At 45.1% G+C, this 23,761-nt stretch carries 16 protein-coding genes; 7 read left to right on the top strand and 9 right to left on the bottom strand.

Annotated features, from left to right (window positions below; translation table 11 throughout):
• Positions 1 to 61: 61 nt before the first annotated feature.
• From XZ46_RS04870 to XZ46_RS04860, 3 genes are all read right to left on the bottom strand, one after another.
• A complete protein-coding gene (locus XZ46_RS04870) occupies positions 62 to 1,444 on the bottom strand; it encodes an ABC transporter substrate-binding protein (RefSeq protein ID WP_048894933.1) in 1,383 nt (460 codons plus the stop codon).
• A 230-nt stretch (positions 1,445 to 1,674) separates the two neighbouring features.
• Complete coding sequence (locus XZ46_RS04865) at positions 1,675 to 2,205, bottom strand: phosphate-starvation-inducible PsiE family protein (RefSeq protein ID WP_006670944.1); 531 nt, start codon at positions 2,203 to 2,205, stop codon at positions 1,675 to 1,677.
• A complete protein-coding gene (locus XZ46_RS04860; protein WP_008057448.1) occupies positions 2,198 to 2,917 on the bottom strand; it encodes an NAD-dependent epimerase/dehydratase family protein in 720 nt (239 codons plus the stop codon). Before XZ46_RS04860 ends, XZ46_RS04865 begins: the two co-directional genes overlap by 8 nt.
• A gap of 49 nt (positions 2,918 to 2,966) precedes the next feature.
• Here XZ46_RS04860 and XZ46_RS04855 point away from each other — a divergent pair, with 49 nt between their 5' ends.
• Positions 2,967 to 3,980 (top strand): AEC family transporter, encoded by a 1,014-nt coding sequence (locus XZ46_RS04855; RefSeq protein WP_008057450.1) that lies wholly within the window; start codon positions 2,967 to 2,969, stop codon positions 3,978 to 3,980.
• Here the strand turns inward: XZ46_RS04855 and XZ46_RS04850 are convergent.
• From XZ46_RS04850 to XZ46_RS04835, 5 genes are all read right to left on the bottom strand, one after another.
• A complete protein-coding gene (locus tag XZ46_RS04850; RefSeq protein WP_228116485.1) occupies positions 3,966 to 5,054 on the bottom strand; it encodes a lactate racemase domain-containing protein in 1,089 nt (362 codons plus the stop codon). The genes XZ46_RS04855 and XZ46_RS04850 overlap by 15 nt on opposite strands.
• A gap of 1,334 nt (positions 5,055 to 6,388) precedes the next feature.
• Positions 6,389 to 8,413 carry an SBBP repeat-containing protein gene (locus XZ46_RS04845; RefSeq protein WP_157234501.1) on the bottom strand — a complete coding sequence of 675 codons (2,025 nt, stop codon included), beginning with the start codon at positions 8,411 to 8,413 and terminating at the stop codon, positions 6,389 to 6,391.
• Positions 8,414 to 8,948: 535 nt separating this feature from the next.
• Positions 8,949 to 9,146, bottom strand: a complete 198-nt coding sequence (locus XZ46_RS36290) for a hypothetical protein (protein WP_108615043.1) — start codon at positions 9,144 to 9,146, stop codon at positions 8,949 to 8,951.
• Positions 9,147 to 9,727: 581 nt separating this feature from the next.
• Positions 9,728 to 10,210 (bottom strand): hypothetical protein, encoded by a 483-nt coding sequence (locus XZ46_RS04840; RefSeq protein ID WP_008057315.1) that lies wholly within the window; start codon positions 10,208 to 10,210, stop codon positions 9,728 to 9,730.
• A 33-nt stretch (positions 10,211 to 10,243) separates the two neighbouring features.
• Positions 10,244 to 11,050, bottom strand: a complete 807-nt coding sequence (locus XZ46_RS04835; protein WP_008057317.1) for a helix-turn-helix domain-containing protein — start codon at positions 11,048 to 11,050, stop codon at positions 10,244 to 10,246.
• Between the two features lie 221 nt (positions 11,051 to 11,271).
• Between XZ46_RS04835 and XZ46_RS04830 the strand changes: the two genes are divergently transcribed.
• The 4 genes from XZ46_RS04830 to XZ46_RS33845 all read left to right on the top strand — a co-directional run bounded on the left by XZ46_RS04830 (position 11,272) and on the right by XZ46_RS33845 (position 16,311).
• Positions 11,272 to 13,308: a S8 family peptidase gene (locus XZ46_RS04830; protein ID WP_048894932.1), complete on the top strand. Its 2,037-nt coding sequence runs from the start codon at positions 11,272 to 11,274 to the stop codon at positions 13,306 to 13,308.
• A 258-nt stretch (positions 13,309 to 13,566) separates the two neighbouring features.
• Positions 13,567 to 13,731: a hypothetical protein gene (locus tag XZ46_RS34970; RefSeq protein WP_162198554.1), complete on the top strand. Its 165-nt coding sequence runs from the start codon at positions 13,567 to 13,569 to the stop codon at positions 13,729 to 13,731.
• A 134-nt stretch (positions 13,732 to 13,865) separates the two neighbouring features.
• Entirely contained in the window at positions 13,866 to 15,863 is a 1,998-nt protein-coding gene (locus XZ46_RS34965; protein WP_048894930.1) for a CARDB domain-containing protein, read from the top strand.
• Between the two features lie 301 nt (positions 15,864 to 16,164).
• Entirely contained in the window at positions 16,165 to 16,311 is a 147-nt protein-coding gene (locus XZ46_RS33845) for a hypothetical protein (RefSeq protein ID WP_157234588.1), read from the top strand.
• A gap of 593 nt (positions 16,312 to 16,904) precedes the next feature.
• On the opposite strand, the gene XZ46_RS04815 is transcribed toward XZ46_RS33845, so the two are convergent.
• Positions 16,905 to 20,513, bottom strand: a complete 3,609-nt coding sequence (locus tag XZ46_RS04815; protein ID WP_008057321.1) for a Yip1 family protein — start codon at positions 20,511 to 20,513, stop codon at positions 16,905 to 16,907.
• 104 nt (positions 20,514 to 20,617) lie between these two features.
• Between XZ46_RS04815 and XZ46_RS04810 the strand changes: the two genes are divergently transcribed.
• On the top strand, positions 20,618 to 22,000 hold the full coding sequence (locus XZ46_RS04810; RefSeq protein WP_006621291.1) for a folate/biopterin family MFS transporter: 1,383 nt from the start codon (positions 20,618 to 20,620) through the stop codon (positions 21,998 to 22,000).
• Between the two features lie 200 nt (positions 22,001 to 22,200).
• On the top strand, positions 22,201 to 23,679 hold the full coding sequence (locus tag XZ46_RS04805) for a carotenoid oxygenase family protein (RefSeq protein WP_008057326.1): 1,479 nt from the start codon (positions 22,201 to 22,203) through the stop codon (positions 23,677 to 23,679).
• Positions 23,680 to 23,761: the final 82 nt, after the last annotated feature.

The following is a 23,761-nucleotide window of genomic DNA, read 5'->3' as shown; positions in this document are numbered from 1 at the left end:
TTTACCTCATGGAGACTCTCGCTATAACCTGATTCGGGTTCCTATGGTGGGCCATAAACTATTATTGCTCCCAATTGGAGAAAATTCCCTCAATTTGAGCGATCGCCCGATCCGCTGCCTGTTCTGGTGAGATACCATCAGCTACAATAGCACGGATCACCTGACCCCAAATATTATCCGATAGCACTTGAGAATAAGCCGGATTAAATGATTGTGCAAATGGCCTAGCTTGCTGATATTGCTGAACAGACGCTGAAATATGCGGATCTTCAGGATTTGTCCAAAATGGATCTTCTAATAGTTTTGGCATTACCGGAAAATAGCGTCCTTGAGCACCCTGGAGATAGGAACCTAAGTTCTCTGGTTGAATTAGATAGGATAGTAGACTTTTGGCTTGTTCCTGATTGGGGGACTCTTTAAATATAACAACCATTTTGACACTGGAAACGGAATTAAGGCGATCGCCATTCAGTGTGTTGGGCCAGTCGATGGTGACTAAATCTTGAAAATAGGTCTGGGTATCCTGACGCTGGGAACCGGGAATTGATAGGGATGGGTTAGCGGTTAAAATTGAATTTCGACTCAGGAAAGAGACGTTATTATCAGGATTTGCCCAATCGATGGCACTAGGGGGAACATAGCCATCTTTATAAAGGTTGGTGTATTCAGTCAGGGCGTTAATCAGACCTTGACGCACCCGGGGTTCCCTAATTTGCAGTTGTCCTGTGGGGCTGATTAATTGTACATTGTGGGCGTGGGCTGTTAAAAATTGCTCAAAGGTGAAGTAGGTATCACTGGCGGCGGGAGACATGGGAAAACCAAAGGCGTAGATATTTTGCTGACCCTGGGAACGTAATTCGTCTTGAATGTCTTTCCAAAATTGCCAAAATCCCTCCCAGTCTTGAGGAATGCGATCGCTACTAAATCCGGCTTGTTCAACTAGGGGTTTCCAGTAGTGAATATGAATAGTTTGCTGGCTGAGGGGGGCGGCATATTTCCCAGTTTGTCGGGTGTGGGAATTCTTGTATGCTACGGATTCCAGGGCTTCGCGATCGTAAATGCTTCGCAGGGGAGTAATTATATCCGATAGATCAACCAGTTGATTATCCCACGCTAAACTAGGGATTAAGGTTTCTACTTTCCCAGTGCTAAATAACAGGTCGGGAGGATTAACTGATGCGATCGCATTATTAGTTTCTCTCAGCATATCTGCGTCACTGTAGAAGGTCAATTCTACCCGATTTCCGGTCTCATTTTCCCACTCTTGGACTAATCTCTGAATCTCTTGAGTTTCTTCTGGATAAAAACCCTGTTGCCACCAAACCCTAAATGGCCTATCCCCAGCACCAGAACCCACAGACGATGGGGATGCGTTACAGGTAACTACCCCTAATGATAAGAAGAACAGAAGACCATATTTAATAAATTCTTGGCGTGTTTGCATGGTAAAATACTACCCACAACTATTGTGTCAAGTTAAATCATAACTATATCCAATTTTACCACGGAATCTATTAAGATTCTCAAGATTTGATCAGTTGACTGGATACCATAGCTGCTGGGGATTATTGCCCATCATTTAGTTAAGTTATCTTCCGAAATATTAAGCTATATAAACATGGATAGTTACATAATGTTATGTTAACTTCCTGTCTAATTCCGATAAAATTGATGTTACTCATGTTCTTGGTCTTCTTCTTCATCAGGGCGAGATTTGCGAGACTTGTTAAACCTTTTATTTTTGATGGCAATATCTTCATTCATAGTCCGAATTAACCAATAACTAGCAGCCAAAGCTAAACTCGCACCCGCCAAAGCGATCACATCGATTTTTTGATATTTATTGGTGTCAAAAATGATAATCTTTCGGGATACAGCAATTAAAGCTGTCACCACCACTAACTCAACTTGAACAATATGCTTTTTTAAATAAGCTGTTATATTTTCCAGCAACTCCAAAGCAATTAAAATATTCAAGAATAGCCCAAAAATCTCAATTAAAGTTGCATCAAAAAACCCGGTTGGCTTGGCAGCAAATAAATCCGTTAACAACACCCGAATTAAATCCACCAGAGAAACGATGATTACCAAAATTAAAGCCACGGACAAAATTTTAGAGACGCAATTCTCCACCCAGTGAATCATCCCCAAAAAATTCTCATCTTGAAACTGATTTAAAATTCGCTGCAACTTTTTTTTAAACATTGGGTTTATCCGTGATATAATTTAATTCGGCATTATCTTGGGGTTGATAATCAATCAATTGACGGGCGTTGTCAATGTTCCAAATCCGATTAGTATTGTTAGAAACCCCATAAAAAATCTGAAAACCCAAATCTTGATGATCTAGGGATTTTTGCACCAATTGCGCCAAATCTCTGGGACTACACCAAGTCTTCAAACTGCGATCGCTATTAGGATATGGCAAAAATGAACCAATCCGCAAGCAAATAATCGACATCCCATATTGGTCTACAAAAAACTGCGCCAACGCCTCCCCAAAAGCCTTACCAACCCCATATAAAGAATCAGGTCTCACGACCATTTCCGGGGTGATATGGGACTCTCCCACAACTTCTCGCCACCCGGAAACATGATTACTACTAGCATAAATTAACTGCTTTATCCCCACCCGTCTCGCCGCCTCAAAGACATTATAAGTTCCCGCAATTCCCCCCCGATAGACATCCTCCCAAGGCTGTTGTACGTCTGGGTTACTCGCCAAATGAATTACTCCATCAACCCCGTCCATAGCCTGGGATACGGCTTCAAAATCAGTAATATCGGCTATGATGACATCATCAGCACCAGAAATCGGTTTAAGATCCAAACATCGGAATTGGTAACAGCCAGCTAACAATTCTCGAAGCGATCGGCCAATTTGTCCAGCCGCACCCGTAATCAGAACCTTTCGCATTTCCTTTGTCAACCAGTCAAATTCATTCTGATTCTAACATTAACCTGTCATGATTTTAACTCTATTAGAAAATCCAATTGTTAGATTATACATCAATTTAATTGGCTGGGCTTTACTAGGATTTATTCTCGGCAAAAAACTCCCCGATAGTACATCCAAGTATTTAGGCCAGTTTCTCTATTGGATTGGTGTTCCCCTTGGTATCATTGCCTTTATGCGGGGAGTTGATATCTCTGGATATATTTGGATTTCCCCGATAGCGGGATGGCTTGCTATGTTGGTTGGGGCAGTTTTTGCGCGTTTTTGGATGGAATTAGAAATCAGTGATGAACGTATTAAAGCGATCGCTTCTGGTCTGATTAACCCTCGCGATTTAAAATCAGATCAACCCATCCCAGACACCGCCTGGACTCGACCAACCCAAGGCAGTTTTTTACTAGCTATGATGGTAGGAAATACCTCTTATTTAGGCTTTCCTGTAGTCTTGTCTTTAATTGGTCCTGAATACTTTTTATGGGCAGTCCTTTATAATACCCTCGCCACCAGTCCCGGACTCCACGGCATCGGCTATATGATTTCGGCTAATTATGGGAATAATCCCCTAGCACAACGTCGGAAAAGTCCACTACAAATTATTTTCGGAAATCCGGCTTTATGGAGTTTTGGGTTTGGGTTTTTTTTCCGCCATGTTCCCCTCCCAGACCTGGCAGAAAATGGTTTAAGAACTTCGGCTTGGTCTATTGTCACGTTAGCGATTATTATGATTGGGATTCAACTTAGTCAATTAGGGAAACTGCAAAAATTAAGCCAAGCGTTAATTTGTCTGGCTATTAAAATGATTGTAGTTCCGTTAGTAGTAGGAACAGGTTTGATGTTTTTGGGAGTGACAGGTTTACCGAGATTAGCTATTGTTCTCCAAATGGCTATGCCGCCTTCTATTGCTACGGTAATTTATGCGATCGCCTACGGTCTTGACAAGGATTTATCCGTAGCTACTGTAGCTTTAGGTTCGGTGGGTTTATTAATGACAATCCCGATGTGGTTATGGCTATTTGCGCCTTAAAATTAAATCGGTAGCATGGTAAACAATAGCATCAAATTCCGAGGGATCTAAACTGGCGGGGTCGCGATAGCCTAAATTAATGCGATCGCACATTTTCTCATCAATATATTCCGATGCCAAAAACACCTTAATTCTCTGTAAATGCTGCCCAACCCTAATTAAATGACTAGCCACTAGGGGATTATTTAACTCTCCCGAATCAACCCAGGTTTTCACCTGTTCAGGAATAGCATAACCGAATTGATTAATAATATCCCCGTGGGTGGCAGAAATCCCCTCAGCCAACTTCCCTCTCACCACCAAAGTTCCCCCATCTCTGACCATATCTGCACAGTTATAAACGGCTTTAGCAGCCTGCCAAAAATCGGCACTTTTGTCATCCACAATAGCCAGCAATTTATCGCAGGGTTCAACAGTTTTTAAAAACAATTTAGCACTAAGTGCGGCCGCCTGACGATAGGAAGATTGTAAATCACCCACAAACACATCGACAATACCAGTGGGAAGGGTAACAAAGTTAACGGAAACGAAAGTAGCCGGAAAGGCTTGAGTAGCTAACTCTCCCACTTGAGCTAATATATCCCTAATTGGGTTATCCACTTTTGCCATAATTTCTTCAGTAGGGAAGAGGTTACTTTTCCAGTGAGTGTAATCAATTATGGCTTGATTAGCAATTCCCGGACACAGATATTTTGTCCCCCCAGAAAAACCCACAACTCGATGAGGAAATACACTCCCCAAACACATGACGACATCCTGATTCATCATCACCCTGTTTAACTTGACAGTGACCCCATCAATCACGCCAATTTCGACTAAATGACTATCATCAAAGGCATTATGATTTAACAGGTTTATCTGTTCAGCCTCTGTGGGGGATATTCCCAATTTATTGAGCATTTCGGTCTCAGTCATCGGTCGATGAGTTCCCAAGGCAAAGATTACGGTAATTTCTGGGGATAAACTTCTGTTAATAAAGGCTAATAATTGGGAAAAAAAGAGGTCAATAGGTGTGGAACGGGTGACATCTTCACAGATAATCAGAAGGCGATCGCACCGTTGATTTATGGACAACAAATAATCGGTTATTGTGCCGACAATAGCATCAACAGAAATCAGACTAGACTAACTGTTTCTAGGGTGATAATTTTCATACTCACTTAAATATCAGCAATTAGCGCCATCAAATCATGAAAGTAGGTTGGGTGCAACCCAACACCATCAAATCATGAAAGTAGGTTGGGTGCAACCCAACACCGTCATCTGATGAAAGTAGGTTAGGTGCAACCCAACACCGTCATCTGATGAAAGTAGGTTAGGTGCAACCCAACACCGTCATCTGATGAAAGTAGGTTAGGTGCAACCCAACACCGTCATCTGATGAAAGTAGGTTGGGTGCAACCCAACACCGTCATCTGATGAAAGTAGGTTAGGTGCAACCCAACACCGTCATCTGATGAAAGTAGGTTAGGTGCAACCCAACACCGTCATCTGATGAAAGTAGGTTGGGTGCAACCCAACACCGTCATCTGATGAAAGTAGGTTAGGTGCAACCCAACACCGTCATCTGATGAAAGTAGGTTAGGTGCAACCCAACACCGTCATCTGATGAAAGTAGGTTGGGTGCAACCCAACACCGTCATCTGATGAAAGTAGGTTAGGTGCAACCCAGCACCGTCATCTGATGAAAGTAGGTTAGGTGCAACCCAACACCGTCATCTGATGAAAGTAGGTTAGGTGCAACCCAACACCGTCATCTGATGAAAGTAGGTTAGGTGCAACCCAACACCGTCATCTGATGAAAGTAGGTTAGGTGCAACCCAACACCGTCATCTGATGAAAGTAGGTTGGGTGCAACCCAACACCGTCATCTGATGAAAGTAGGTTAGGTGCAACCCAACACCGTCATCTGATGAAAGTAGGTTAGGTGCAACCCAACCCAACACCGTCATCTGATGAAAGTAGGTTGGGTGCAACCCAACACCGTCATCTGATGAAAGTAGGTTAGGTGCAACCCAACACCGTCATCTGATGAAAGTAGGTTAGGTGCAACCCAACCCAAAACGGTCATCTGATGAAAGTAGGTTAGGTGCAACCCAACACCGTCATCTGATGAAAGTAGGTTAGGTGCAACCCAACACCGTCAATCAACCCCTTCTCTAACCCCTCACCCAACCGCCGCCAAATCACCCATTTCAGCCATCCTTAAAAAAACTCCCAAAATCCCAGTTTTACCCCTTGACAAATCCCGAAACTTGACTTATTATTAAAGAATGGAAATCCGTGGCGACATATATATGCCTAGAAACGGGTCAAGGTTCTAATTAGGCAGTAAATCGAAAAAAGCGATCGCACTTTCAGCCCATCTCATAGACAAGTAGCTAAACGGAAAGCCGCCCAACCATCACCTACCCCCAACCGAAGATATTACCATCTTCTAAACTGACATTAGTAACCCCTTCCAGGACACCCACCAGTTGGTCAGAACCGGCTACATAAATAGCTGTACCACTATGAAAACCGCTGGGTAGTGACCCAATTTCATAGTCATCAGGGCTACCGAGCAAAACCACCATATCCTGATTTACCTGAAAGTCAGTTACTATGCTGTAACCTTCTCCCGGAAGCATTACCAAAGTATCATTTCCCTCGCCTCCCACCAGAGTATCAACACCTTGAGTGCCTCCAAATAGGATATCATTACCCTGGTCTCCAAACAAAATCTGATTCCCATTACCTGCTACCAACGTATCATTCCCCTGACCACCATAAAGGGAATCATTCCCGTCGCCTCCAAATAGGATATCATCATCTTTATTTCCCCATAGGATATCATCCCCCTGACCAGCAACTAAGATATCATTACCCTGACCGCCAAACAGAGTATTATCTCCCTGGGAAACCTGGAGCCAATCATCACCTTGAAAACCCAGCAAAGTTTCATCAGAAGCCGTCCCGATAATTACATCATGATGGTCAGTCCCAAACCATTGATTGGGTAAAGGTTGAGTAATAGAGCCTTGATTCTCGGTTGGCAAAACTCCGGTAATTTGAGGCGGGAAACTATCCCAATTAATGACTTGATGAATTTCTGGTCTCCCCGGTGTGTCAGTACCATCTACTATCAACCTGCTAATAAAGGCATCAGTCATACCACTATTGGTTTGTCCATCTAGGTCGCCCGCAGTCCAGCCCCCCACATAAATCGAGCCATCACTACCGGTGGTCAGGGCTGATGCATCCTCAGTCCTATGGGTTCCCAACAGGCGCGTCCAGTCTTGAGTGCCATCAGGCTGGAACCTGCTGATAAAGGCATCACCACCACCACTATTGGTTTGTCCATCTAGGTCGCCATTAGTATAGCCCGCCACATAAATAGACCCATCACTACCGGTGGTCAGGGCATTAGCCCGGTCAGAACCACGGGTTCCCAACAGGCGCGTCCAGTCTTGAGTGCCATCAGGCTGGAACCTGCTGATAAAGGCATCTTCCCTACCACTATGGGTTTGTCCGTCTAGGTTGCCCCAAGTCCAGCCCCCCACATAAATTGAGCCATCACCAGCGGTGGTCAGGGCTGATGCCACGCCCCAACCACTGCTTCCCAACAGGCGCGTCCAGTCTTGAGTGCCATCAGGCTGGAACCTACTGATAAAGGCATCAGAAAGACCACGAAGGGTTTGTCCATTTAGGTCGCCATAAGTATAGCCGGCCACATAAATAGACCCATCACTACCGGTAGTCAGGGCATTAGCCCCGTCCCAACCACTGGTTCCCAACAGGCGCGTCCAGTCTTGAGTGCCATCAGGCTGAAACCTGCTGATAAAGGCATCCCGCTCACCACTATTGGTTTGTACATCTAGGTCGCCCGCAGTATAGCCGGCCACATAAATCGAGCCATCACTACCGGTGGTCAGGGCATGAGCCCCGTCAAAACTACTGCTTCCCAACAGGCGCGTCCAGTCTTGAGTGCCATCAGGCTGGAACCTACTGATAAAGGCCTCAAACTCAGCATTATTGGTTTGTCCATCTAGGTCGCCCCCAGTCGAGCCCGCCACATAAATCGAGCCATCAAGGCCAGTGGTCAGGGCTGATGCATCCTCAGTCCTATGGGTTCCCAACAGGCGCGTCCAGGCTTTAGTGCCATCAGGCTGGAACCTGGTGATAAAGGCATCATAAAGACCACTATTGGTTTGTCCATCTAGGTCGCCCCAAGTCTTGCCCGCCACATAAATCGAGCCATCACTACCGGTGGTCAGGGCTAATGCCACGTCCCAAGCACTGGTTCCCAACAGGCGCGTCCAGGCGAACTCTGGCGGCGCGGACATCTGTACTGCTACTGGTTCACCTTCTACCCCACTGAATCCCTGTGAGGGCATGAAATTCTGAGAATCTGATGATTCAAAAATATCGGATATTTCGCTAGTATTGTTCATTAGGGTATCCCCCTCCAATGGAGCCATAAAGATTTCATACCTGGATTGGTATTTACATGGCTAACGACAATTGTACTTGGCTCTCAATATAACCGGCCACCATCAGGGCGGAAAAAAAGCGATCGCACTATTACCTCACACTCTCTAAAACCCCCCACTCATCAGCAGCTTAGGCAATCCCAAAAAAACTCTAAAAATCCCAATTTTTTCCTTGACAAATATGGGGGCTTGACTTATTATTAAATAATTGAAAACCGTGCCGGCATATATAATGGTTTTTTGAGCCTATATATCTGGGTAGTAGGTTGGGTGAAACCCAACAGCGGTGAGATGGTGGCGTTGGGTTCCGTTCCTCCACCCAACCTACTTAAATAGGCTATATAACCTGCCACCCTCATGGTTAAAAAAAGCGATCGCACCATTTCCCCACACTCTCTAAAACCCGCCACTCATCAGCAGCTTAGGCAATCCTAAAAAAACTCTAAAAATCCCGATTTTTCTCTTGACAAATACGAGGGCTTGACCTGACCTACTATTAAATCATGGGAAACCGTGCCGACATATATAATGGTTTTTTGAGCCTATAGAGAAGTGGGGTTAAATGGCTCTCGGTAGGTTGGGTGAAACCCAACAGCGGTGAGATGGTGGCGTTGGGTTCCGTTCCTCCACCCAACCTACTTAAATAGGCTATATAACCTGCCACCCTCATGGTTAAAAAAAGCGATCGCACCATTTCCCCACACTCTCTAAAACCCGCTACCAATCAGCAGATTAGGCAATCCTAAAAAAACTCTAAAAATCCCGATTTTTTCCTTGACAAATGCGGAAACTTGACTTATTATTAAAGAATGGGAAACCGTGCCGACATATATAATGGTTTTTTGAGCCTATAGCTCTGGGTAGGTTGGGTGAAACCCAACAGCGGTGAGATGGTGGTGTGGGGTTCCCGTACTCCACCCAACCTACTTAAATAGGCTATATAACCTGCCACCCTCATGGTTAAAAAAAGCGATCGCACTATTCCCTCACACTCTCTAAAACCCGCTACCCATCAGCAGATTAGGCAATCCTAAAAAAACTCTAAAAATCCCTATTTTTCCCCTTGACAAATCTGGGAGCTTGACTTATTATCAAAGAATGGAAATCCGTGCGGACATATATAATGACTTTGTCAAATAGTCAATGGGAGTGAGCTGCTAGTAAATGAAACCCCTATGAACTTAACTGGCGCAAAAACCAGAGTTATTCCCCTCCATAGTTCAGAGGGAGAAATCTTAGGAATTTGGGTGTAACCATGACGGTTAAAGTCTCTGGTTACGGGTTCATAAACTCCATACAGAAAGGACAAAACTCTGGGGTGATGTTGATATACTCTGCGATCGCCGGAGGTAAAAGATAGCCTGGCTCTTGTTTCTCAATGAGCGATCGCTCTTCTAGGAGGCTTAATGCTTTGGTAATCTGATCAGCAGTTGTTGATGATAGTATGTTTTGCCACAAAGCGATCGCCAGAGGTTGCTCACTCCTCGCCAGTGTGTATAAAATTTGTCTTTCCAGAGCCGATAGTCCCTCTAATTGGGGTTTTATTAATTGACAGATACCACCACAAATAATTTGATTGCTACTCCAAAAATCATTAACATTTTCTAAACATAATTCCTTAATCTTCGCCACAGCCATTTTAATAGCTAAGGGATTGCCTCGATAGTAATTAACCAGTTTATTCACTTCTGTATAACCTGATTGTAAGCCTTTTGCCTCAATCAGTTTGGCTCCTGCTTTTTCTGTAAGCCCCCCCAACTTGAAAATACGAACTGGGAGTAATTCTCCTTCTCAAGTGGTGATTTCATCCGGTTTCTCTCGACTGGTGACGATCGCACAACTTTGATGTTGAATTTCTCCTATATATTTGAGTAACTCACCATAGCCTTCATATCCAGATAGATACAACTTCAGACATTCTCGGCGAGGATCCAGAACAGTGTCCCAGTTGTCCAGTACCAACAGACATCGGCGTTGCTGGAGAACTTTGATCAGCATAGACAGCATCCTTGTTTCTGAAGGCTCAACAGTCACCGTTTGGGTGTAGTTGATTACTGACAGGATATCCGCCAATAGACTCAGAAGTGGGGGGCGATCGCGGAGACTACGCCAGATGACCACCTCAAACTCCTGCTGCACTTCTTGAGAAAACTTAACAGAAAGTGCTGTTTTACCCACCCCCCCAAAACCAACTATTCCCACCAAAGAACAGCGATCGCTCAAAACCCACCGTTTTAACCTTTCCAACTCCGCCTCCCGTCCCCAAAACTGAGAAACATTCGTCGCTTCCCCCCAGTCTTGCCAACAAGTTGGAAATTGGCGGGCTTCCTGCCACCGACAGTATTCCTCCTGTAACACTGTATGAAGATTGCGTTTTGTGACCGTCTTTCCCGTTGCTTTAGACAGCATTTTCCACAACTGAGCGCCAATCTGACGAATATAGTCGTGTTCGTATCCCAAACGAGTAGCAATTTCCCGGTAGGAGCGTTTTTCCCAAGACTCACAGAAAACCTGTTCTTGGATGTCGCTCAACTGGAAACCTGGCTTTAACATGGATAAGAGGCGATCGCGAATAATTTTAGCTTTTTTTAAGTTCATTGCTTAGATGCTCCCGCTGACTGGATATAATCGGTTATGACAACGCCAATTTTCATAAAACTTAACCGTTAAGATTTAATCATTTTTGTTGACAAAACTTAATTTCAACAACTCACATTTTATCACAGTTATTGTGTTAGGCTATATCTATTAAAAGTGGTAAGGTGTTTTACCTATTTTTATGGCATTTACAGTTTCACTAGATATGAGAGGTAATTGTAATGGATTCTATCAGCGGCTTTCAAGTGGTATCTCCAGAACACGATCCTTACGATCCCAATACACTGCTCTCCTCCGGTCTTCCGACTCTTGATGTCTTTGATATTAACTATGACTTTTTCCCCGTCAGTTCATCGGAACCAAAAGTTGACCCCCTTGCCATTGAAGAACCAGGAGAATACGGTTTAATTGCTCCGAACACCCTAAACAACCTCAAATTGGGCTATGCCCAAGAGATCACATTTATTCTGGCTGCCAACGATCAGCCAGTAGACAGCAAAACTTCAACTACTAGCATCACCACAGATTTTATTACTGGCTTACCCGCAGATATTGAAGTTATAGAGAACTATCGCAATTTCTCAGCAGTCGCTCTCAGGATTGAATCCGTAGATGAACTAAACTACATCCTGAAAAACCCCGATATTCTTAATTTAGTCCCCTATGATTCAGGGGCCTCAACTGGATTAATGACTGCTGAATCCGACTCCCGTTCCCGTCCAGAAAATCCGCGATCAGAAAATACCAATGATTCCAGGAGTTCAGATTCTCAGACCAGTAACAACGATTCTCAGACCAGTAACAATGAGATTGTTATTGACTCGGAAATATTAAGTGCGATCGCTGATAAAATTTCCCTAACCGCCTTAGATGCTCTCATAGATGGAGAAGCACAGGAACTCCTGATTTCCTTTAATAGCAGGGATATCCATCAAGCCGTTGAGGAGAAAATGGAGTTAGAGAATTGGTCTGTTGGTAGCGATGAAGTAATTAACTATCAAGCCAGCCTGTTCTCGGAACTGAAAGATGACATCTTATCCCCCTTCAGCCAAGATTTGGAAATCCTCGACGACTATGAAAATCTACCGATTACCTTTGCCAAATTTGAGGAGGTAGATCCATTAATCGAATTGCTGCAAAATCCGGATGTTTTACGGGTAGATGTTCCTCGAATTCATGAAAAAGCCTTAGCCGAAAGTTTGCCTTTAATTCGGCAACCCAGAGCGATCGAAGCAACAGGTTTTACTGGAAGTGGGACAACTGTAGCGGTACTGGATACAGGTGCTGATCCCAATGCTCCTGGACTGCAAGGACGAATTGTTTATGCTCGGGATTTTGCCCCCGATGATGGGCAAGATGATGATGATAGTGGTCACGGAACCAATGTCAGTGCAATCGTGGCTGGAGTTGCCCCCGGCACTCAAATTGCTGCCCTAGATGTTTTTGATGGGGATGGAGCATATGACTCAGATATAATTGCAGCAATAAACTGGTCAATCCAAAATCGTAATACTTACAATATTGCTGCCATCAATATGAGTTTAGGTGTATATGACTGGAAACATACCAGCCCTCTCCCAGATAATGAAGATGCTCTAGGTCAAGCGATCGCCAATGCCAGGAACAACGGAATCCTACCAATCGTCTCCTCTGGAAATGATGGCTTTACGAATGGGATATCATGGCCTGCTGCTTTTGAAAGTGCCATTTCCGTCGGCTCAGTTTATGACTTCACTGGAACTTATGGATGGGACAGCGCCAGCCCCGATCGCGTTTCCAGTTTTTCCAATAGTAGCCCATTTTTAGATATTCTAGCCCCTGGTTCTGAGATTACTGCTGGAGGATTATCAAATTATAGTGGTACTTCCATGGCAGCCCCCCACGTGGCAGGAGCAATTGCCGTTCTCCGTGAAGCCTTCCCCAATGAAAGTTCAGAACAACTCCTACAGCGACTGATCAACAGCGGAGATCCAATTACCGACCACCGCAATAACATTACGAAAAATCGGATTAACCTCGCTTCTGCCCTGCAAGTCGAATCTTCCCGACCCGATAACGACAACTTTGGACAAGCCGCAGTTCTCTCAGGAACATCAATCACCGTAACAGAACAGGTAGTAACATCGGAGCGACTCAACAGTCGGGTGAACCCAACCATGCCGGAACAGGTGGCAGTTCCGTCTGGTGGACTTGGACAGCCCCTATTTCTGGAGAAGTCACCATCAACACATTTGGCAGTAACTTTGATACCGTCCTAGCTGCTTATACCGGTTCCTCAGTCTCCAACTTAAATACTATTGCCAGCAATGATGATAGTGGTGGTGGTCGGCAAAGCGAAATCATCTTTGATGCCATAGCAGGAACCAGCTATTACATTGCAGTTGATGGATATCAAGGAGCCACAGGAAATATCACCCTCGATCTCTCCCTGGCTACAGCAAGCCCCGCGAATGATAATCTCGCCAACAGTATTGCTTTAAGTGGGGCATCAGTCAGCACCACCGGGACCAATATTAATGCCACCCAACAGTCGGGTGAACCCAGCCACGCCGGAACAGGTGGCAGTTCCGTCTGGTGGAATTGGACAGCGCCTAGTTCTGGAACAGCCACCATCAACACCAACGGCAGTGATTTTGATACCGTTCTTGGGGTCTACACGGGTTCTTCCATCTCCGGTTTAACAGAAATTGCCAGTGACGATGATAGCGGCTTTGGACTACAAAGCCAAGTTACCTTTAATGCCGTAGGTGGAACCAACTACAAAATTGCCGTTGATGGATTTAACGGAGCCCAGGGCAATATTAACTTAGATTTAGTGTTCGCCACCAGTCAACTACCTAACGATGACTTCTCCAGCAGTGCTACTTTAAGTGGGACTTCCGTAAATATCACCAGTAGCAACGTCAACGCCACCAAAGAACCTGGCGAACCCAATCATGCCGGACTATATGGCGGTAGTTCAGTTTGGTGGAATTGGACTGCTCCTGATTCAGGATTAGTGACCATTGATACTTTTGGTAGCAACTTTGACACCATCCTAGCTGCATATACTGGTTCATCTTTGTCTAACTTAACCGAAATAGACAGCAATGATGATACCAATGGCCTACAAAGCCAAATTTCCTTTGTTGTCGAACCAGGAACTACTTATAAAATTGCCGTTGATGGATTTGGGGGAGCCTCTGGAGACATTAATTTATCTCTGTTGCTAGAAACCAGCCTGTTAAGCAATGATGATTTTGCTAACAGTACCTCCCTCGGTGGTTCCTACGCCAGCGTTACCAGTAGCAACATCGGTGCTACCAAACAGCCAGGAGAACCCAACCACGCTGGTAATTCTGGCGGTAGTTCCCTGTGGTGGAATTGGACTGCTCCCGGTTCAGGTAATGTGGCGATCAATACTGGAGGTAGTGATTTTGACACCACATTGGCAGCCTATACGGGTTCTTCTATTTCCAATTTGACCGAAGTAGCCAGCAATGATGATTCTTTGTGGTATGGACGGCAAAGCGAAATTATCTTTGACGTTATAGGGGGAACCAATTACAACATTGCTGTTGATGGATATAATGGCGCATCTGGTAACATTAACCTAGAACTGATTTACTCAGAAACTCAGGGTAATAATGTCGATCTGATTCCTGGTAACTTTACCCTGAATACCACCCAATCTAATCCCGGAGATTCGATTCAAGTTACCTATTCCATTATGAATACGGGTAGCGACGATGCTGACAGTTCTGAAGGTGGATTCTGGGTAGACTTTTACCTGTCCGATGATTCCAGTATCGATCCTGGCGAGGATTATTTACTCGGCTGGACTTGGGTTGATCCCATCCCCGGAAATAGCAGCACAGGGACTTTGACTAAACAAATTTCATTACCCAATACCAGTGATTCTTTCTGGAGTGGGGATGGGGAATATACGATTGGTTTGATTGTTGATCCTTTCGGCTTTGTAATCGAAACCAATGAGTCGAATAATACCGCTGTTCGTAATATTACGATCGGCACATCAACAGAACAACCCTACACCAGTGTCCCCATCACCATTAACGGCACCTATGAAGGAATTATCGGAGATTTTAACGGCGATGGAATCTCAGATGTCCTTTGGTATGTCCCTGGACCAGGACAGGATTATATCTGGTTCTTTGATGAGGATGGAAACTACGAAAGCCAGCCTTTTACTTTACCGTCAACGGCACCTACACCCCCGTGGTCGGAGACTTTAACGGAAACGATGTCTCAGATATTCTCTGGTATGCACCCGGCCCCGCACCTGATTATATCTGGTATTTCGACAAAGGTGGCAACTATACCAGTAGTCCGTTTACTGTTAATGGCGTTTACACCCCCATTCCTGGAGACTTCAACGGCTCGGGTATTAGCGATATCCTCTGGTATGCACCCGGAACAGCACCCGACTACATCTGGTCTTTTAATGAAGATGGAACCTATGAAAGCCGTCCCTTCACCGTCAATGGTGATTATATCCCCGTCCAAGGTGACTTCAACGGTTCAGGTATTACCGATATCCTCTGGTATGCACCCGGCCCCGCACCCGATTATATCTGGTCTTTTAATGAAGATGGAACCTATGAAAGCCGTCCCTTCACCGTCAATGGTTATTATATCCCCGTTCAAGGTGACTTCAACGGTTCAGGTATTACCGATATCCTCTGGTATGCACCCGGAACAGCACCCGATTATATCTGGTCTTTTAATGAAGATGGAACCTATGACAGCCGTCCCTTCACGGTCAATGGTGATTATATCCCCCTTCAAGGTGACTTCAATGGTTCAGGTCTGACCGATATTCTGTGGTATCGTCCCGGTCCCGGTCAAGATTACATCTGGTATTTCCGCTAAACTACCCGATGGTCTAATGCCATAAAACTATCAAAGGAGGCGATTTTTGTAACACTTACAAAAATCGCCTCTATTCATTTATTCATTTACCTGATTACATCTGATCTTTCCCCTTGACAAATACCGAAACTTGACCTATTATTAAATAATGGGAATCCGTGCCGAAATATATATGAAATAGCCTCAGTGCGATCGCTCCGAATAGTAGGTTGGGTGAAACCCAACAGGGGTGAGATGGTGGTGTGGGGTGGCGTTCGGACCCCCCAACCGACTCAAATAGGCGATCGCTCCGAATAGTAGGTTGGGTGAAACCCAACAGCGGTGAGATGGTGGTGTGGGGTGGCGTTCGGACCCCCCAACCTACTCAAATAGGCGATCGCTCCGAATAGTAGGTTGGGTGAAACCCAACAGGGGTGAGATGGTGGTGTGGGGTGGCGTTCGGACCCCCCAACCTACTCAAATAGGCGATCGCTCCGAATAGTAGGTTGGGTGAAACCCAACAGGGGTGAGATGGTGGTGTGGGGTGGCGTTCGGACCCCCCAACCTACTCAAATAGGCGATCGCTCCGAATAGTAGGTTGGGTGAAACCCAACAGGGGTGAGATGGTGTTGTTGGGTGGCGTTCGGACCCCCCAACCTACTCAAATAGGCGATCGCTCCGAATAGTAGGTTGGGTGAAACCCAACAGGGGTGAGATGGTGTTGTTGGGTGGCGTTCGGACCCCCCAACCTACTCAAATAGGCGATCGCTCTGAATAGTAGGTTGGGTGAAACCCAACAGGGGTGAGATGGTGGCGTTGGGTTCCGTTCCTCCACCCAACCTACTTAAAATAGGCTCAAAAAATCCCAGGTTTTTCTATTGACAAATACCGGAACTTGACTTATTATAAAAGAATGGGAAACCGTGCCGACATATATAATGGTTTAGGGAGGGGTTCAGTCTCTCCCGGTAAAATTACCTGAAAGAGAGACCGAATCAACTAGCTAAGACCAGTTCTTTTTGGCTGGTTTAATGTGAGGGACTCCTAATCGAAAATCTGTAGGTGCGACTGGTTCAATGTCGGGGTCAAAACCACCTACTTGATTAGTCCTGAGTATCCATAAATCCGCCCCTAATTGCAGAAAAATCATGGCGATTTGGTCGTGAACCCAACGAGGTAGAAGAGTTCGCCAACTAGACAAAGCCTTAATCAGAGTGTCGCGGGGGTTTTCGACAGTCAAATCACCTAATTTGGGGGCATTAAATCGCCAGTCTGGGCGTACCTTTCCCATGGGGGTTAAATAATGTTCGAGGGTATTCAGTAAATCGCCTAACTGTTGGAAACGGAGAGTTTGCTCATGATTAGGGTGTTCTCGCATCCATTTAATGATTAGGGGATTTAATTCTAACTCGGCTAAAATTTGCCGCAAAGAGGAATATAAGGCTTGGCTAGAGTCCTGACAACAGGAATTAACGGGACTCACAAAAGTAGTTCCGGTTCCGTCTCCGACACGATAACGCGCAGCCATAATATCTAATTCCTGAATAACGGCATTTAGGGGGGAGAATTTGATGCCATCAAAATCATAATCTTCGGTGAGGGGGCTAAACTTAATTAGAGTTTCGCATAATGGTCGCACACCCAACCATCCCCATTGACGATCGCCTCCATAATGTTCCCAAGCATTCGCCCCAGAAATAATACCATCAGTATTATTAGTATAAATTTGTCGGTACTCGATCGCAAAACGTAACTCCCCCGTTAAAGGGTCTCGTTTCACCGTAGCTACCCCGAAAGCAAAATGCCCAAAATAGATTTTCATTGATGCTAATTCGGCTTTCTTTCCGCCAATACCGCCAAACAGGTGCATCATCAAAGCGCGATCGCCTTCTCGCCATTGAGAAATCGCCATATGATCATCTTCACCCTCATTGTGCGGAGATAATAACACATTTTTAATCTTCCCCTTTTCCGCCTTTAAATTACTCAAATAATCACGCCTCAAGTAATCCAAGCATGGTGTCAGACCGTGAATCACCCGTTGAGGGGAGAGGCGGAACATTTCCCTAGGTGCGATCGCCTGTACCGTAAACCGACCTTGGTTATTTCTCGCCCCATAAATATACCATCCTCCCCTGTTAACCGGAGACTCTTCCACCCCCTGATTATTAAAAGAATAAACCCCATTACGATTAGGGATTACCGTCGGCATATAAACTATCTCCTCATCCCCATCAAAATCCCCTGTAGACGGGTTAAAATGCCGAACTTGAAACAGGTCATTGCCCAAGTTTTTAACAAACCTTACCACCCCATAAAACCGCCCCGAAATTTGCATCGGTTCCCGTTGAATATACACCACCGGAACACCCTCCCCAGTATCCTTAATTACCACCGGTTCACGAAGTGCCACAATCATATCATCATCAGGTCTCGCCCCCGCCAAAGACTCCAAAGGATCGACATTTTCCCAACCATCAAGTCGGTGAGGATGAACCTTTCCCTGTCGTTGACTAAGCCGCGCTTGATCAGAGAAATTCACATCCATTTTTAACAATTTCGAGTAGTTTTGCACCCACTGTTCATCACTCCAGCGCAAAATTACTACCTGTCCGATGCGATGTTGATTTTCCGGGTCAGCATGATAAATTTCCAGCCGCACCCCTTTCAGGGTTTCCCGTTCATCTTTACTTGGTAAAATTAACCGACCTATCCAAGTATAATTGGGGTGATATAACTCGGGATTTAACCTTTGTTGAATTGGATAATAACCCACCTGATTAAATAACCCCTGCTTGTAGCGTTCATATTCGCTAATGGTGATAAACTTCTGCGGGTCTAATCCGGTGATTTCCCAATTTTGACAGAGAATACCTGTAATAATTTGCACCGTCTGTTCCAGGTGCGTCCGTCCGTCCGGTAACAGCGCATCCCCCATGGGTCCATCATCGCCATTATGACCTACTGGACCCAAAGAAATCAAGATAATTCTGCCCCGTCTTTTGGCACAATTCCAATTAGAAAGAACGGAAATCGGCCAGCGTCCTGAAAACATAATCGGACCGAGTTTTTCCACATTATCTTTTTCCCCCACTAGGTGATAGAGTCTTTGAATCGCCATAGCCCCGGTATTCCCACTAATTACCCCCGCTAAAGAAATCACCTCAATGGGGGCATTAATATTGTATTTCAGGAAGCTAACCGCACCCATAGACATCTGACCACCCCCACTGTAACCAATCAGGGTAATCGGTTTACCACTACCGAGGGGATAGCCAAAGCTAATTAGACTATTATAAATGACTTGGGCTAATCCTTGGTTTTGAATCGGACCATAACGGGGGTCGGCGGCGATCGCTACAGAAACTACATTGCGGAAATTGATAATAAAAGCGATCGGGTTAGCCGGATTTTTTAGGGATATTGATTCAATGATTTGCCAAATAAACGATAGGGGACGGTCTGAGGTTAGGGGTTTATTGGTGACACTATAAGGCATGATTCCTTTGACGATGAGAATATCATCAGGTAAGGACTCAGCTACCTTATCCAACATATTTTCAACTTGGGGGAGGTATTCATGGGAACCTTGATTGATACCGTCTAGGTACATTACATAACGGGAAATACTGTTGGGGTTCTCGATTTCTTTGACCGGGGTTCCTGTATATTTCAGGGTGCGATCGCCATACCATCCCGCCCACCAACTTAGGGCTTCTAGGGGAGTTAGGAATATCGAAAAGAATAGCGCGATCAAGCCAATAGTCGTCAGGTCGATCGCTAATTGCAAAGTTTGTTCTAACGCATTGTACCAACGACTAAACCAACCTGGGGACTGGGAGGAAATTAACACAAACACGAAAAACCCCGTTAATCCTAATGCGATCAATTGGATCGCCCGGTTGCGTTTGATGGTTTCTGGACTGTGGCGGGTCGCAGCATCCAGTATTACTTCATTACCCACATCATCGATGCTTTCGATATTACCTGATATCACCATTTGTGTGAGTTTTTGGCGATCGGTTACTACCTCGGTTCCCGCCACTAGGTTAGTTAACTTTTGACCCAGAATCATTAACGGACTGCCGATCGTTCGTTGTAAAATCTGCAATAGTACCCAGCCTAACCCTACCGACGAAAAAGTAGCCCAGGTGTCAAAATTGGTTACTGCTTTAATCGCCGTTACTTCCGCTAGTAATGACCAAATCGACAGAAATACACCAATGGGAATGCCAAAATAGGGAAGACCCACTATGAATCGTAAAATTTGCGGCGCGTAGCTTAATCCTAGCGTCGTAATCGTTGCTTGTAGGTTAAGTCCGCTATTAAATATCGCATTGTGGACTAGCCAAATACTCGCCGCCCAAAACCAAAACGTGAACACAAACAAAATCGCGGCCATTCCTAAACTCAGCACAAATCGGAAGGGTCGGACTCGGTTAATAAATAAAACAATCGATTGACCTATCGCCTGGGAGACTCCCGCCACCAACACTATTGTTAGGGCTAGTCCTCTACCTAGGGGTAGGATATTAATTTCTACAAAAGCATCTCGGTTTAGGGACAGCGCCCCTAAGATTAGATGCCACCACTGATCAAATGCCGTTTCCATAGTGATTTATACTGCCTAGACTTAAAGCGATCGCATCATTGTGTCGTTTTTGATTGAACTCGCTATGATATCAATATTGAAATTTCTTAACTTTTGTTTACAAAATGGAATTATCCCCAGTTAGCTTTGGCAATACCAAGGCATGGCTCAAGAAGCATATACTATTTGGCAATGAACCTAACCCAGAATTGGTCGCTATTCTGACCGTGTACTTTGTGCAAGGTATTCTGGGCCTCTCCCGTCTCGCCGTTAGCTTCTTCCTCAAAGATGATTTGGGTATGAGTCCCGCCGAAACCGCCGCCCTATTCGGAATAGTCTCTATTCCCTGGGTGATTAAACCCCTATTCGGCTTTATGTCCGACGGGTTGCCAATTTTTGGATATCGCCGCCGACCCTATTTAATCCTATCCGGGTTAATGGGGACTTTCTCCTGGGTTTACCTAGCTACCTTCGTTGATCATCCCATTACCGCGACAATTGCGATCGCCCTTAATTCCCTATCCGTAGCTATCAGCGATGTGATTGTAGACTCCTTAGTTGTAGAAAGGGCGCGAAACGAGTCTATCAGCAATATCGGTTCCCTTCAATCCCTCTGTTGGGCTTCCTCAGCCCTGGGGGGGTTAATTACCGCCTACCTCAGCGGCTATCTCCTGGAAATCTTTACCTCCGAAACAGTTTTCCTCATTACCGCTACCTTTCCCCTATTGGTGATGGTTGTCGCATGGGCGATCGCTGAAGATAAAATTACTAACATCTCCAATTGGCAAACCGTCAAACACCAAGTCCAACAACTGCGGGCTGCCATCACCCAAAAATCCATCTGGCTACCCACTGCCTTTATCTTCTTGTGGCAAGCTACCCCCACCGCCGACTCAGCCTTTTTCTATTTCACCACCAACGAATTAGGATTTCAACCAGAGTTTTTAGGACGAGTCCGCCTAGTTACCAGTATCGCCGCCCTCCTCGGTATTTGGTTATTTCAGCGATTCTTTAAATCTGTCCCCTTCCGTAAAATCTTCCTAGTCTCAACCCTTCTCTCCGCCGCCCTCGGTATGACCATGTTACTCCTAGTTACCCACACCAACCGCGCCCTAGGAATAGACGACCACTGGTTTAGCCTCGGAGATAGTCTCATCCTCACCGTAGCCGGAGAAATCGCCTATATGCCTGTTTTAGTCCTCGCCGCCCGCCTATGTCCCCCCGGTGTAGAAGCCACTCTTTTCGCCCTATTAATGTCCATCTCTAACCTTTCCCGACTCCTATCCCACGAGTCTGGCGCACTTCTCACCCACTTATTAGGAGTCACCGAGACTAACTTCGATAAATTATGGTTGTTAGTCATTATCACTAACTTAACTACCCTTTTACCATTACCCCTAATTCGCTGGCTACCATCTACCACCGCCGAAACTAACACCCATAACATCCATTCACCCAACCTAGAATCAACCGCAGAATTAGTCCCCGAATTAGTCACCACCGATTAATTAATAACTGGGAATCGGTAATCAATCCCCCTTTCCGACTCCCTCCCCCTCACCTAATCGGCGGGATTTATGCCTGCTATTCTCAACCTATCTTGACCTATCACACATCTTGATATATACTAAATATATCTACTAACTGATGTCTGATATCAATTAACCATAATTTCTCAGTTAATCACCTTAAACCAAATCATTGAATCATGCAAAATACCATATCTGAACCCTCCCAAAATCAACTATCATATAACCCCCAAGAATGGCAAAAAGGCTATTTGTCTCAACCCAATGAATACAACTATACCATCACCAATATTGATGGAGAAATCCCCCCAGACCTGAAAGGAACCCTATTCCGTAACGGTCCCGGTTTATTAGATATCGGTGGCTTACCCATTCATCACCCCTTTGATGGAGATGGCATGATTTCCGCTATCCGTTTTCAGGACGGACAAGCACACTATCAAAATCGCTATGTCCGCACCCAAGGCTATATAGACGAACAACAAGCCAAAACTATTCTTTATCGCGGTGTATTTGGAACCCAAAAGCCTGGCGGTTTTCTCCACAACGCCTTTGACCTGCGGATTAAAAATATTGCCAATACTCAAGTCATTTATTGGGGTGGTAAATTACTCGCCTTATGGGAAGCAGACCTACCCTATCATCTCAACCATCAAACCTTAGAAACTATTGGGCTAGATAACCTTAACGGTATCCTCGAACCCGGAGAATCTTTCGCCGCCCACCCCCGCATTGACCCCAGTTCTAAGTTTAATGGCGGTTCCCCAAGTTTAGTTAATTTTTCCATTAAACCAGGACTATCAACCACTATCCGTATTTATGAACTCGACAGCCATGGTAGCCTCCTACAAAAATACGCCCATACAGTCCCCGGATTTGCCTTTATCCATGATTTTGCCATCACCCCTAACTACTGTATTTTCTTCCAAAATCCTGTAAAATTTAATCCCCTTCCTTATCTGTTTGGACTCTGTGGCGCAGGACAATGTGTGCATTTTCAAACTAATCAACCTACCCGCATCATTGTTATTCCTCGTGACCCCGCACAACGACAAAATATCCGACATTTTGACGCTCAATCTGGCTTTGTTTTCCATCATGCTAATGCTTTTGAACAGGAAAATAAGATTGGCGTTGATTCTATATGTTACCAATCTTTACCAGGGGTTGACCCACAAGCTAATTTTCGCGATACTGATTTTAATGCCTTAGAACCTGGTCAACTCTGGCGGTTTACCCTTGACCTCACTACCGGACAGGTTCAGCGTCAATTAATAGAATCTCGCTGTTGTGAGTTTCCTACTACTCACCCTAATTCTGTCGGTCGCCCTTACCGATATCTCTACTCCGCCGCCGCCCATAATAGCCAGGGAAATGCACCCCTTCAGGCGATTATTAAGTTTGACCTGGAAACCGGTTTGCGTCAACTTTGGACTGCTGCACCACACGGCTTTACCGGAGAACCTGTCTTTGTTCCCCGTCCTCATGCTACCTCCGAAGATGATGGCTGGTTATTGACTCTCGTTTATAATGCACAACACCATCGCTCAGATGTCGTTATTTTGGATGCGAAAAACCTTGAAAAAAATGCGATCGCTACCTTACACCTTCAACACCATATCCCCTATGGCTTACATGGGACCTTCGCCAACATTTAACTGACTTAACATTGGGGCAGCTTTTTTGTATACAATCTTCTTGCCCCCTTCTGGCTCGCCTAATGTTAACTTTTGTAAAAAA

The organism is Limnospira indica PCC 8005 (assembly GCF_000973065.1).
GTDB lineage: Bacteria > Cyanobacteriota > Cyanobacteriia > Cyanobacteriales > Microcoleaceae > Limnospira > Limnospira fusiformis.
Note: the sequence above shows the minus strand (reverse complement) of the source record. Positions and strands in the feature narration are given on the sequence as shown.